General features: G+C 32.7%; 12 protein-coding genes. 6 read left to right on the top strand and 6 right to left on the bottom strand.

Annotated features, from left to right (window positions below):
* Positions 1–160: 160 nt before the first annotated feature.
* The 6 genes from tsaD to P163_RS14315 all read left to right on the top strand — a co-directional run bounded on the left by tsaD (position 161) and on the right by P163_RS14315 (position 5,422).
* The gene (tsaD, locus tag P163_RS14340; RefSeq protein ID WP_034892709.1) at positions 161–1,183 is read left to right on the top strand and encodes a tRNA (adenosine(37)-N6)-threonylcarbamoyltransferase complex transferase subunit TsaD; all 1,023 of its coding nucleotides are present in this window, start codon (positions 161–163) and stop codon (positions 1,181–1,183) included.
* A gap of 4 nt (positions 1,184–1,187) precedes the next feature.
* The gene (locus P163_RS14335; RefSeq protein ID WP_034892706.1) at positions 1,188–1,898 is read left to right on the top strand and encodes a 16S rRNA (uracil(1498)-N(3))-methyltransferase; all 711 of its coding nucleotides are present in this window, start codon (positions 1,188–1,190) and stop codon (positions 1,896–1,898) included.
* Between the two features lie 62 nt (positions 1,899–1,960).
* Complete coding sequence (locus P163_RS14330; protein WP_410503399.1) at positions 1,961–2,611, top strand: DUF4159 domain-containing protein; 651 nt, start codon at positions 1,961–1,963, stop codon at positions 2,609–2,611.
* Between the two features lie 2 nt (positions 2,612–2,613).
* A complete protein-coding gene (locus tag P163_RS14325; protein ID WP_034892692.1) occupies positions 2,614–3,132 on the top strand; it encodes a TrmH family RNA methyltransferase in 519 nt (172 codons plus the stop codon).
* A 12-nt stretch (positions 3,133–3,144) separates the two neighbouring features.
* A complete protein-coding gene (locus tag P163_RS14320; RefSeq protein WP_034892689.1) occupies positions 3,145–4,233 on the top strand; it encodes an AI-2E family transporter in 1,089 nt (362 codons plus the stop codon).
* A gap of 10 nt (positions 4,234–4,243) precedes the next feature.
* Positions 4,244–5,422: a THUMP-like domain-containing protein gene (locus P163_RS14315; RefSeq protein ID WP_034892686.1), complete on the top strand. Its 1,179-nt coding sequence runs from the start codon at positions 4,244–4,246 to the stop codon at positions 5,420–5,422.
* A 5-nt stretch (positions 5,423–5,427) separates the two neighbouring features.
* Here the strand turns inward: P163_RS14315 and P163_RS14310 are convergent, their stop codons facing one another.
* From P163_RS14310 to P163_RS14285, 6 genes are all read right to left on the bottom strand, one after another.
* Positions 5,428–6,711, bottom strand: coding sequence for a phenylacetate--CoA ligase family protein (locus P163_RS14310; RefSeq protein ID WP_034892683.1), 1,284 nt, complete (start codon positions 6,709–6,711; stop codon positions 5,428–5,430).
* A 3-nt stretch (positions 6,712–6,714) separates the two neighbouring features.
* Positions 6,715–8,382: an acyl-CoA--6-aminopenicillanic acid acyl-transferase gene (locus P163_RS14305; RefSeq protein ID WP_034892680.1), complete on the bottom strand. Its 1,668-nt coding sequence runs from the start codon at positions 8,380–8,382 to the stop codon at positions 6,715–6,717.
* Positions 8,383–8,384: 2 nt separating this feature from the next.
* On the bottom strand, positions 8,385–11,369 hold the full coding sequence (locus P163_RS14300) for an MMPL family transporter (RefSeq protein ID WP_034892677.1): 2,985 nt from the start codon (positions 11,367–11,369) through the stop codon (positions 8,385–8,387).
* Entirely contained in the window at positions 11,369–12,514 is a 1,146-nt protein-coding gene (locus tag P163_RS14295) for a DUF2062 domain-containing protein (protein WP_034892674.1), read from the bottom strand. The genes P163_RS14300 and P163_RS14295 overlap by 1 nt, the downstream gene beginning before the upstream one ends.
* Before the next feature lie 125 nt (positions 12,515–12,639).
* Positions 12,640–13,014: a hydroxymyristoyl-ACP dehydratase gene (locus tag P163_RS14290; RefSeq protein WP_034892670.1), complete on the bottom strand. Its 375-nt coding sequence runs from the start codon at positions 13,012–13,014 to the stop codon at positions 12,640–12,642.
* Between the two features lie 102 nt (positions 13,015–13,116).
* Positions 13,117–13,713 (bottom strand): LolA family protein, encoded by a 597-nt coding sequence (locus P163_RS14285; protein WP_231556206.1) that lies wholly within the window; start codon positions 13,711–13,713, stop codon positions 13,117–13,119.
* Positions 13,714–13,720 lie beyond the last annotated feature (7 nt).

Genomic DNA, 13,720 nt, shown 5'->3' with positions numbered 1-13,720 from the left:
ATGTTTGCACAGCGGGCACGGAAAATAAAATCAATAAAAACACGAAAAACAAAAGCAGTGCAGCGACTGTTCTAATTAGTATTTTCCAGAATTTTTTGATACGCTTTAATGTTATAACTTTGTGAACAATATTAACTATTTATACGCCCTTTTTTTCATAATGGCTTCCCAAAATATTTACATTTTAGCAATAGAATCTTCTTGTGATGATACCGCCGCTGCGGTATTAAAAAACGATACCTTATTATCAAATATTGTAGCTACTCAAGAAGTACATCAAAAATATGGAGGCGTGGTGCCAGAATTAGCATCTAGAGCTCACCAACAAAATATTGTGCCGGTAATTCATGAGGCTATTTCTCAAGCAAATATCGACAAAAAAGACATATCTGCAATCGCTTTTACAAAAGGTCCTGGTCTTATGGGTTCACTTTTAGTAGGAACTTCCTTTGCAAAGTCTTTATCTATGGGCTTAGATATACCACTTATTGAAGTTAACCATATGCAAGCCCATATTTTGGCTCATTTTATTAAAGAGGAAGGCTTTGATATACCAACCTTCCCATTTTTAGCAATGACCATTAGTGGTGGACATACTCAAATAGTTAATGTTTCTAACTATTTTGAAATGGAAGTTATTGGCCAAACTATAGATGATGCGGTGGGAGAAGCTTTTGATAAGAGTGCAAAGATCTTAGGGCTGCCGTATCCTGGAGGTCCTTTGGTAGATAAATATGCTAAACTAGGAAATCCTAAAGCTTATAAGTTCACAAAACCTAAAGTTGGAGATCTTGATTTTAGCTTTAGCGGACTAAAAACAGGGGTTCTATATTTTATTCAAAAGCAGGTGAAAGATAATCCTAATTTCATTCAAGATAATATGAATGATATTTGCGCCTCTATTCAATATACTATTGTAGAAATACTAATGGATAAACTGAAAAAGGCAGTAAAGCAAACCGGAATCAATCAAATTGCCATTGGCGGAGGAGTTTCTGCTAATAGTGGAATTAGAAATGCGCTAAAAGCAGCTGAACAAAAATATGGCTGGAAAACCTATGTTCCTAAATTTGAATACACTACAGACAATGCAGCAATGATTGGTATTGTTGGTTATTACAAATATTTAAATAAAGATTTCTCAGACCTTTCTGTAACCGCTACCGCTCGTTTAAAAATTTAATTCTATGCAGTTATTCTATAATCCTAATGTGAATGCTGACGCTAAGGAGATCATTTTTCCTAAAGATGAGAGCAAACATATTGTAAAGGTGCTTCGTAAGAGAGAAGGTGATATTTTGAATGTTACCAATGGTAAGGGATATATTTTTAAAACGGAGATCACTTTGGTCACTCCACAGCAATGTATAGCAAAGGTATTGGAAGTTGAAACACAGCCTGAACCCGACTATTATTTGCATTTGGCAGTTGCACCAACAAAAATGAATGATAGATATGAATGGTTCTTAGAAAAAGCTACTGAAATTGGTGTTCATGAAATCACACCAATTATTTGTGATCATAGTGAAAGAAAGGTTGTAAAGTTACAAAGGTTTGAAAGAGTGATTCAAAGCGCTATGAAACAATCTTTACATCTAAGCATTCCCAAATTGAACGAGGCGGTAAAAGCTTCAGATTTTATTAAGAATAATACTGCAGAACACAAATTTATTGCTCATTGTGAAGAAGGAAAAGATAAGGTCTCTTTAAAACGCTCTATTCAAAAAGGAGAAAGATCGATAATACTTATTGGCCCAGAAGGTGATTTCTCTGGAAATGAAATTCGGCTCGCATTAGAAAATAATTGGAAAGCTATAAGCCTTGGAAATAGCAGATTGAGAACAGAAACTGCAGCAATAGTAGCATGTCATACTGTAGCTTTAGCTAATGAAGATTAATATTGTTAGAATAACTGAAAACTAAGAAATTACTTTTTAGACGTACTCTATTTTAAATGCCCATGATATTCTATAAATACTTGATAGTTATATTGGTACTTATTTTTTCTTTAGCGTCCAACGCTCAGGAAATAGCACTTTTAAAGTATAATGGTGGTGGAGATTGGTATGCAAACCCCACAGCTTTGCCAAATCTTATAAAATTTTGCAATGATAATATTCATACCGTAATAAATTCTAAACCAGCTACTGTTACTCCAGGAAGTAGCGCTATTTTTCAATACCCATTTGTGCATATGACGGGGCATGGAAATGTGATCTTTAATGATCAGGAAGTTACAAATCTTAGAAATTATTTATTGAGTGGAGGGTTTTTACACATAGACGATAATTATGGAATGAAACCGTATCTTTTAAAAGAGCTAAAGAAATTATTTCCGAATAAAACTTTACAAGAGATCTCCACAAATCACTTAATTTTTAGTACTGCGTATCAATTTCCCAACGGATTACCTAAAATCCATGAACATGATGGATTACCACCTCAGGCTTTGGGATTTTTTGAAGGAGATAGACTTATCTTATTATTCACATTTGAAAGCGACCTTGGAGATGGATGGGAAGATGCGGCTATTCATAACGATCCGGAAGAAGTAAGAAGTAGAGCCTTGAAAATGGGTGCTAATATTATTAAATATGCTTTTATAGATTAATTATGCAATTAGCTCATCCAGATCACTCCAGTACCACTAAAAAATTCCCTTTAATTATACTAACAGATAATATTATAGGTGAAGCCAATATTGGTAGTATTTTTAGACTTGCAGATGCTTTTAACATTCATAAAATCATTTTTACCGGTTCCCCCATTAATTTAAAAAGCAATAGGTTAAAAAAAACCGCAAGATCTACTTACAAGTATGTAGATTTCGAATATATGGAAGAGGCTGCAGGTGTTGTTAGATCATTTATAGAAAAGGGTTATAAAACTCTAGCTATAGAAATAACATCCAATAGCGTGAGTATAGATAGCATTAGTTATGAAAATGAAACTAAATTGTTATTAATAGTGGGTAATGAAAGCGCCGGTATTAGCTCAGAATTGTTAGAACTGTCTGATAAACATCTTCATATCAATATGTTTGGAGAAAATAGCAGTATGAATGTTGCACAAGCTACAGGAATAGCTTTATATGAAATTACTAAAACCCTTCTTCCCTTTCCGAATAAATAATATATTTACACGGTGAACGCGAAAACTTTTTCTTACGGAATATTACGTGCATTAGGAATATTATCTGGTATTTTCCTTTTACTCTATTTTTTATATCAAATTCAATCGGTGCTTATTTATATAGCAGTTGCCGGTGTTATTTCTCTTGTTGGTAGACCTGTGGTGATCTTTTTAAGATCTAGACTTCGTATACCAAACCAAGTGGCGGTGATTATGGTATTACTGCTCGTACTCTCGATTTTCGTAGGAATAATATTTGTTTTTGTTCCTATTATGATAGAACAGAGTTACTATTTAGGACAAATTGATATTGAAGCCTTTAAAAGCGATATCTCCGAGCTTAACACTCAAATTAATGCATATCTTGGTGTTAACGATATAAATATCATTGAAGGCTTAAAACAAAGCGAATTTGCACAAAGCCTCAATCTTAAAATGGTTCCTAAATTCTTAAATAGTGTTTTTGGAATCTTAGGAGCTACATTAATCGCAGTTTTCTCTATCATTTTTATCTCCTTCTTCTTACTAAAAGATAGTAAGCTGATGCTAAATAGTATTTTGGTATTTGCTAATAAAGGAGAGGAAGACAAATTTCAGAGAGTATTCAACAAAATTAAGATATTATTATCAAGATACTTTGTAGGACTTACCATGCAAGTAACCGTGCTGTTCATTTTATACATGCTTTTACTAAGTATATTTGAAATTAACAATCCAGTTGCAATAGCATTTATTTGCGCCACGCTAAACCTTGTTCCTTATTTAGGACCTATTGCTGCTGGTATTTTAATGAGCTTATTTGTGATCTCTAGTAATTTAGGAGCAGATTTTCAAGAGATCATTCTCCCTAAATTAATATATGTAATGCTGGGATATGCTATTTGCCAGTTAATAGACAATTTTATAAGTCAGCCGCTTATATTTGGTGCTAGTGTAAGATCTCATCCATTAGAGATATTCTTGATCATACTTATCTCGGGGCTGATTTTTGGGGTTCTAGGTATGGTTGTAGCCATTCCATTTTATACGGCATTAAAAGTGATCGCCAAAGAATCTTTAAGCGAATATAAGATCGTTAAAAGGCTTACAAGAGATCTTTAAATAGAAAAGCTTGAATAAGGCCATCTTACATCCAGAGGTACAGAAATTTATTCTGAAAAATCAGAAAGTGGATTTACCACAGCTTATTTTGAAGGGTAGTCCCTTTCCTGAAATTACTATACAGGAGATCGCTATACAAATTGCAGCATTTAAAAAAGCTCAAAAAAAGTTGCCTACTTGGTATTCCAAATCTTCTATAATATATCCGGAAGCCTTGAATCTGGAACAGACTTCATCAGAAACTACTGCAAAATATAAGGCCTCGCTTATTTATGGAGATAATTTGATAGATCTTACGGGCGGTTTTGGTATAGATGACTATTATTTCGCGGATAATTTTAAGGTAGTGACACACTGCGAAATTAATACAGAACTTTCAGAGATCGTTACGCATAATTTCAATGTGTTAGCTAAAAAGAATATTCAAACCATTAACTGCGACAGTATTAAATTCTTGAATGAACATGAAAAGCAATATACTTGGATCTATTTAGATCCTGCAAGAAGAGATGATCATGGTGGGAAGGTTTTTCGTTTAGATCAGTGCACTCCCAATATTGTGGAACAGCTAGATTTTGTATTGAGTAGAACCAATAATATTCTTATTAAGACCTCTCCACTCCTCGATATTAAGGCAGGTATTCTGGAATTAGATAATGTAAAAGAAGTTCATATAGTTTCAGTAAATAATGAGGTTAAAGAACTGCTTTGGGTTATAGAGAAGAATTACAATGATTCTATTAAAATAAAGACCGTTAACTTTTTAAAAGAATCAATTCAGAAATTTGAAGGTTGGTTTAATGCAGATGAAGAAAGTTACAATCTATGTCTCCCTCTTAATTATCTATTTGAACCAAATCCTGCTATAATGAAAAGCGGACTATTCGGTACTTTATCAAAAGAGACAGAGACTTCTACTCTGCATCAAAATTCTCATTTATATACTTCACAGAGTTTGGTAGAATTTCCAGGTAGAAGATTTGAAATCATTGAAATACTGGAATATAACAAAAAGTACTTAAAGAAATACTTTAAGTCTAAAAAAGCCAATATTACTACTAGAAATTTCCCCAAATCTGTAGAGGCACTAAGAGAGGAATTAAAAATTAAAGATGGCGGAGTACTTTATTTATTCTTTACTACAGATATGAATAATAGAAAGATTATAATTAGTTGTAAAAAGATATAAGAAACTTAATACCTATTATCAATAAATACTCTCGGTTTTCTTCCATCTTCGGGATACTTTAATTTTTCTATATCAGAAGGTAAAGCCATTTCTAATGTTGGTGTAACCTGTAACTTGGATTTTAAAAATTCTTTAAAAAGCTGTATTAATGTCAACGTAGAAGTATCAGGTATCTTTATTATTAAATTATCAATTCCCAAATTTCCTCTTTCTGCTATAATTACAAAAAGAGAGATCTTATCAAACTCGTTAATAGTATCAATAACATTTTGAGGATATAGACTTGTTCCTTTTAATTTGATCATTTGTCTATTTCTACCAATTACCGGACTTAATCTTATGGTATTTCTTCCGCATTTACATGGATCATCAATAAAAGAAACCATATCTCCGGTGGCATATCTTAATAAAGGCATGGTGGTATTTTGAAGAGTGGAAATAACCAACTCCCCTACTTCTCCGGGCTTTACGGGTGCTCCAGCCTGATCTAAAATTTCGGTGAAGATAAGATCGGGTTGTGCATGATTACCAACATGCAACTCACATTCTGTAAAGGCGGTAGCCATTTCTGAAGAAGCATAGGTAGAAAATAGCTCAATATCCCATAACTGCTTTATCTTTTTTGACAATGCATTAAATTCCAAATCCATGTTTCGAATAGATTCACCTATACAAATAGCTGCCTTTACTGAGGACTTTTTAAAATCTATATGATGCTCCTGAGCATAATCTATCATTTTTAAAAGAAATGAAGGTACAGCAATTAAATATTTGGGCTGAAATCTCTCTATAGAATCCCACTGTAATTGTGGCAATCCGCTACCTGTTCTAATTACACCGGCACCTAACATTCTTAATCCTAGAAAATATGCCATCCCGGCCATGAACCTTCTATCTAAAGTGGTCGTAATTTGCACCACATCTTCTTTCTTTACTCCAATTATCTGAAAAGACTGCATCTCATTTAAAGCGAGTCTATCTAGATCTGCATTATTTAGGGCCAAACTTACCGGTCTACCCAAAGTTCCAGAAGTAGTAACATGATCTATAATATCTTCTTTAGGAACACATATAAAGTCATGGTTATATAGTTGTAGCTCTTCTTTAGTAGTGATAGGAATCTTCCTTAGATCTTCCAAAGTATGGATATCACTAAGTTCTATATCGTTCTTTTTGAAACGCTTATGATAGAATTTAGAATTCTGATCTAAAAATAGCATTTGATTCTTTAATCTAAGCCATTGTATTTCTGCTATTTCCTCTTTAGAAGCCGTTTGAATGTTCTTCATAAGTTATAATTTTCTATAGCTCTTTTTAATTCTTTTGATTAAGCGCTTTCTATCTGACAATGTAGTTATTTCTAACCTTAACGCTTTTTTATAATTGATGATCGCCATTTTATAATCTTCACGCTCATAATAATAATCTCCTGTTATACTATAAGATTTCCAATAATAGGGATTTAAGATTTGAAGCTTTTGAAGATCTCGTTCTTTAATCTCTTGACCACTTAAAAGATTCAGCTCAATTTGCTGACTTAACTTTCTAAACACTTCATAATCTGAAAATTCTTGAGAATTCACAAACTCATCTTTGGAAATTGTAGCCTGAACATTGGATACAGAATTTTTCACATTACCCCTTTCAAATTTATTAAAAGCATCATTAAGATCATAAGCTATAAATTCTCCTAATTGATAAGGATTTGCAGATACCCATACTTTCAGTTCTTCAGGTTTAAATATAATTCCATGATGAGCCAATAATTGATTAATTGCTTTTTCATTACCCAAACCTATCTTTTTACCATTCAATCCATTTCTATTTCTTAAAATAGCCACAGCCTTTTCTGGGTCTAGTTTATCTGAACTATCTAATAATTCCTGCATTCTCTTAAATCTATATGCAGAGTGACTTTCTTCAATTGCTTTTGTATTTCTTCTATCTGAATTATAAGCAGCACTTTGAAAATGATTGCTACATACTAAATGATCGCTATTCTCAACATCAAAAACACCAAAATTATTTGGAGACACTTCTATAAGAACGGCTTTATGATCCTTAGAGCTTCCAATCATGATGGCTTCAGATACAAACACTTTTCGTTTCTTAGCTATAGCAACAGCCTCATCTATAGTACCGGCGTATTGCAAGATCTCTCTAGCAACCAAAGATATTGGAGTTTTAGCAAGCAAGGGAATTTTAGATTTTCCGGCATTTATAGTAACGCTCAATCCTTGAATATTTAAACCGCTTACCGCACCAATAAATCCTCCCCATGTGTACATCATAAATTTATGACCTTCAGTTGGATTGATAAATGCTACTATTTTTTCTTCCGCAAAATCATCTCCCGCATAAAAATCAAAATTTCTACCGAGTAATAATTTCCCGTCACTGGTTTTACCATCCCAGGCAGCAAATGACGTACAACCAACCAGCATTAGATCCTGCAATGCGTGCCCAATATCATGAGCACCATGCAAGTACATAGCTCTAACATAAGCAGGTGCAAAAAAATCATATTTTTCAAGTGAAAATCTGGAAATACCATAGATCTCCTGTTTATATTCTTCCGGAACATACTTGTACATTTTCCTATTGAAGAATTTAACCATTTTGCTTAGAAATTTCTGATATGATTTGGAAGGTACAAGACTTTCAATCTTGGTCATAATAGCAATTTCTTGTTTTGCCATTAACTCTTTAGTAAGACTTCCATTTATGAGTCCGCGTTCTAGCGCATCTCCTTCTAGATAGAGTTCCCAAACTCCATATTTATTTTTTAATAGCGTATTCTTACCTATAGTAAGTAAGCTATCATTATGAACAGTTCTAACGGTATCGATCTCAGAGATGCTATCGAGATTTGGTCTATCTTTTAAAGATCTATTTACTCCACAAGAAGTTATAGAAAAAAGGAGAACCAAGTATAGAAGTTGTAAAATAGATGTTTTCATAGCTATTCCATTTTCTTTAGAACAACTACATCATTTTGCCTATAATCTATTTGGAAATTAAGATCTACGATCCACCTGTAAGAATATTTTGGATCTAGAATAATGACCTTACTAGCATATCTATTCACCATTTTTTTAATTTCTTTTTCCATCTCTAAAGTCGGTATTTTAGAGATAATAACTACGTCATATTTTTTAGCTTCTTCTGGAACACTTGGATAAAAATGAAGCCTTGATGATCTGGAAGCAAAACAATTTTGAGCTATCACCAGTTCATTTATATCTGGCTCTATTCCCGTAATAGTTATTTCTGTATTCTTATAACCAAGAAAGATTTCAAGTAATCCACAACCAGAATAAATGTTAATAACAGTTTCTTTATTTTCAATAAAAGCGGAAAGTTTGAGATATCGCTCTTTTTGACTTTCAAACATTTTTTTTACAGTAGGAAATACGCTTTTGTATCTATAATTGTCCAAAACCAAATTCTTATAATATAACTTATCGATACTTTTCTTATCAAAAATATTTAGTAAAATCGTTCTTATATTAAATGCGGGCTTTCCTCGCGCTATTCTTTCTAGGAACAACATATTTAGAAAATATGACTGTAGGATAAATGCAACCAGCACCGCAGATAATACTCCTATAATAGAGACCAACGAAATAGACTCCAAAGCTGGATGCTTAGCAAAGAATAATGCACCTATACCTAAAAGTGTTGTAAACACAGATAGAATAATTGAAGTTCTATAAGTAATTAAAACTTTGGTACCAGTCTCATACTCCTTTAGAAAAGCATTTGTAATAAAAATGCTATAATCTAAGCCAAGACCAAATATAAATGTAGAAATTATAATGTTCAAGATATTAAATTCTATCCCTAAAATGCTCATGATTCCTAAGGCTATTACCCAAGTAATTCCAATAGGGATAAGCGTAAGAACACTAATTTCTATAGATCTATAAGCCAATAATAAAATAAGAAATACCGCAATTATAGAATAGCCAATCAAGATATTAAAGTCTGATCTTAAATGCCCAAGAAAGTTTTGGTTGATCTGTTTTCTATCTATTACTACAACATTCCTAACACTTTTAAATTCTTTGGTCAATCTAGGTATGTCTTCTTCGTTAACACTAACAGAAGTAGTTACTGTAGCAAAATTTTCTTTAGAAGAGATAAAATCGTCTAAATATAAATTTGTGGTACCACTATAATCTTTTAAATATATCGGGTTAAATTCAGAAGAAAGTAGCTCATAAAAGGTATTAAAACTTTCCGGTCTAAACCCGAAGGCATCAGACTGTTCTATAAGATCTTCTTGAATTAACTGTTTCTTATGCTCCGGCCAGAATTCTTTCCATCTTTCTATCTTTTCGAGCTGCGTATTAGTAGAAAGCACTACCCCACCAATGCTGCTATAATTTATGATCTTATTACTTTTCTTAAGTCTTGTAAGCTTTTTATAAAGCTCATTATTGAATTCTAATGCTTCATCTACCGTATTTCCGTAAGAAACTAGGTAAATAGATTTAGCTGCTTTTCCAGCTATCTCTTGAACATGTTGTTCTGCCTGTTTAATATTTTGTGGTTCGTAATTTAACGCAGAAAGATCATTATTGAATTTAATCTTGGTAAAAAAGAACAATCCTATGATAAAGAGAATGAAAATTATAAGGGTTAAAGGTTTCTTTTTATGAAACTCTATGGATGCCAGTTTATCTATAAAATTAGAGCTGGTTGCACCATTACCTTTAGGAATTTTGTATAATTGTGGAATAAGAATCAACGCTAATATTGAAGCTACCATCACACTAATAGCTGCAAATATCCCTAGATCATTAAGAGCTTTACTCTTCACAAAAATTAAGCATAAAAATGCGACTGCAGTAGTACTGCTGCTCATTAAAACTGGCCTTGTAACTTCCTTATAAAGCTTTGGAATATTGTTGTTATTTCTATAATGTGTGAGAATATGCAACGCATAATCTATACTTATACCCAAGAGAACTGCCCCAATACCTACGGAAATTGCAGAAATATTTCCTTTGATTAAATAAAGTATTGCTAAAGCGGTTATTGCTCCAATTACACTTGGAATAAATAGTAAGATTGGAACATAGATTCTCTTATAATAAAAGATCAACAGAGAAAGTAGAATGATAGTTGCTATACCTAAGGTAAGTTGTATATCTTTTTTGATCTGATTGGCATTTGCCACGGAATAACGTACACCACCAAAAAATTCGCCCGAAATACCTTTAAATTCTTTATTTAATCGCGATTGAATTTCTTCTAATCTTTCAACGAAAATGGTATTCTTATTTGTTTCGGAAGCAGGATACTTTGGGCTTAAAAACAGTAATAGGTGTTTGTGATCTTTAGTAACCAAAAAGTTATTGTAAAGCTCAAAATCCTCACCTACCTGTAGTTCTTCTAATTTTTTTAAACCTAATGCAGATATAGATAATGGATCTTTAAAAAGATATTGCTTAGTAACTAGTCCTGTTGGAGAGATCAAACTTTTATAATTCTCTCTTAACCTATCTTTCAGACTATCCTTGTCAAGTCTTTTTTCTATTTCAGAATAGTCAGATTCATTTAAAAATAAAGGGATGTGCTGATATACAAAATCATAGATCTCCCGTATTCCCTCCTCTGGAACCTTGCCTTGAATTTGTTCTACATATTCTGGTAATTCCTGATCTATAGAATCTATAAATTGCTGCGCGTATTGAATGAGATCTTCTGGTTCTAAAAGGCTGGAATCTGCAGATACGGTAATTATTATCTTATCAGAAAATTCGGTTTGATCTAAAACTTTTTTTAAGGTATTTTGCTGTTCTCCACTAGGAATTAAACTAGTTATATCTTCTTCTAAAGTAATTCGTGAGGCTAGAAAAGTAATGATACCAAGAATTATAAGCCCAATTACAATAGCCGCTTTTTTATTCTGATTTATAAGAGTATAGATCTTTAACATTAAGGCTCTACTACTTGCTTTTGATTAGACACCGAAAATAATAAATAAAAGACAACCCACGTTAGTAAAGATGCTATTACGGCAAGACAAAGGCTACCTATTATATATTGTCTTAAACCTTGATATATAGCAGCTGCAGAGTCTATTTGTGAAATATCTAGATCTAAGGAGATTCCTTTCCCGGAGATCAAAGAACCTAACTGATAACTTAAATAAATGATAATAGGTATAAAGGGAGGAATACTAATGTTGGAAAAAACAAAAGCTGAAACCTTATTCAATTTAAATACTGCAGCTAATAAAAAAACTAACAATGTATGAAGTCCCCAAAAGGGCGAAATTCCTACAAAAATTCCCAGTGCTATGGCAGCAGCCTTTTTGCTAGGCGATTCCTGACTTTTTAGAATATCTTCCTTCCAAAATCTTTTGATCCCTTTTTCTTTAAAATCTTTGTACTTGTTTTGTGGATGGATATAAAAAAAACTTACCAGCACAAACCACATATACAATAGTACGATTCTGGTTATATCCCAAAATGGCCTAAAATGAGTAACTCTATTTTCCTTATCATAATAAACTTTAATGGGCACATTCTTCACATTCACCTTTCTCCAGGATGCTTTAACGATCACTTCTATCTCTAGTTCAAATTTCCAAGTATATAGAGGAATATCATTTACTATTTTTAATGGATAAAGCCTATAGCCACTCTGGGTATCATGTAATTCTGACCCTGTGACCACCATGTACCAAAAATTGGAAAACTTGTTACCTGTACTGCTCTTACCTGGAACATTTCCGCTCCCCATGTTTCTATCTCCAACCAATAAGATCTCTTCTTCAGGAGCTTTATTTTCTAATTCTGATAAGAAAATTTCTAGATCGTCTGCATAATGTTGTCCATCAGAATCTATAGATATAGCATAATCATATCCTAATTCTTGAGCTACCTTAAACGCTCTTTTAAGTGCAATACCTTTTCCGCAATTTTTCTTAAAATGTTCTACTGTTATATATGGATCTGCAGCTAGAATAGCTTTAGTACTATCTGTAGAACCATCGTTAACAACAACAATATTATGAGTGTAATGCTCAAGATCTTTCAGGACTATACCTAAAGATCTCTCATTATTATATGTAGGCATTATGATGCAACATTTAAGAGCATCAAATCTTGCTTGATATATTGGGGAAGAAGTCAAATATAGAGTCTAGATTAGACTACAAAAGTATTGTTTATAAATGGAGTGATAGCACCTTCAGTTCTATATTATCTATCTGAAATTATCTTATAAATAGAATTGATCTTTAGCGCAACCTTATCTTGATGTTTTGCAATTGCCTTTAACTCAATAACACCATTATTTTCTGATATATGGGAATACATGGTGAAATTGGCTGAAAGATTAGGATCTACAACAGCCATAAACTTTACGTTCAACGCCTTTTCTAATTGAAGATTCTTATTTGTTCTCTTTTCAACCTCTTCATTAAATAGTTGCATAAGAATAACTCCGGGAGTTACTGGTCTTTCCGGAAAATGACCAATGTAGATCTCATGATGTTTGTTTATAGAAATTTCGGTTATGATCTCACCGTGATCTTCTATAGTACTAACTTCTGTATAAAAATCTTTTAATTGCATGTGATCTCTCTTTTTAAAGAAATACTAAAATAGAGAGAAAATATAATGTTTACAGTCGAATCATTAAATTTTATAATAAACTCTAATAAGAATAACCAAGTCTTATTCCTTAAACACTTTAGGATCAATTTGTTTGTTTATACTAATATTTTTAAAGTGTATCTCCGTAAAATCTCCAGATTCTTCAACTAATTTCACAGTATCTACCAGGTTTTGCCTGTTAAATTTAAGTACAATTTGAGCAAACATTTGTCTAAGCATCGCATCTCTTGGCACGAGTACTACCATCCTATCTGCATTCACGCGAATATAGGTAATATCAAAATTATCTGTATCTGCCATCAATTTACCATTAACGCTCCCAGAAATAAGACTTACCAATTTTTCAAATATTTTATTAGACCTTAAATTAGTAACAGATTTTTCTCCTTCATCGTCCACGAACATCTGCCCTTCTTTAAATAACATCTGATAACTATAGGGCTTATAATACTCCCATTTTAGAACCTCCGGAGACTTAAAATACAATCTACCTGCGCTAACAGATTCGGCTTGCATCATCTGTATATATTTTACCTGCACAAAATCTCCAGACATGGTTTTGATCTCATCTGCACGATTCTCTACAGAATTCCGAAAGTTGGAAGTTGCCGAAACCGGAATTTGTCTTTGCTGAGCCATTCCGACTGCAGTAAACAAAAAGAAT

The organism is Gillisia sp. Hel_I_29 (assembly GCF_000744275.1).
Lineage (GTDB): Bacteria > Bacteroidota > Bacteroidia > Flavobacteriales > Flavobacteriaceae > Gillisia.
The sequence above is the reverse complement of the archived record's forward strand: the minus strand, read 5'-3'. Positions and strand labels throughout refer to the sequence as shown.

Bases quoted from the DNA above. Each gene is read 5' to 3' on its own strand.
- P163_RS14305 (WP_034892680.1), bottom strand. From the start codon at position 8,382: ATGAAAACATCTATTTTACAACTTCTATACTTGGTTCTCCTTTTTTCT.
- P163_RS14335 (WP_034892706.1), top strand. From the start codon at position 1,188: ATGCAGTTATTCTATAATCCTAATGTGAATGCTGACGCTAAGGAGATC.
- P163_RS14325 (WP_034892692.1), top strand. From the start codon at position 2,614: ATGCAATTAGCTCATCCAGATCACTCCAGTACCACTAAAAAATTCCCT.
- P163_RS14300 (WP_034892677.1), bottom strand. From the start codon at position 11,369: ATGTTAAAGATCTATACTCTTATAAATCAGAATAAAAAAGCGGCTATT.
- P163_RS14310 (WP_034892683.1), bottom strand. From the start codon at position 6,711: ATGAAGAACATTCAAACGGCTTCTAAAGAGGAAATAGCAGAAATACAA.
- tsaD (WP_034892709.1), top strand. From the start codon at position 161: ATGGCTTCCCAAAATATTTACATTTTAGCAATAGAATCTTCTTGTGAT.
- P163_RS14295 (WP_034892674.1), bottom strand. From the start codon at position 12,514: ATGCCTACATATAATAATGAGAGATCTTTAGGTATAGTCCTGAAAGAT.
- P163_RS14330 (WP_410503399.1), top strand. From the start codon at position 1,961: ATGATATTCTATAAATACTTGATAGTTATATTGGTACTTATTTTTTCT.
- P163_RS14290 (WP_034892670.1), bottom strand. From the start codon at position 13,014: ATGCAATTAAAAGATTTTTATACAGAAGTTAGTACTATAGAAGATCAC.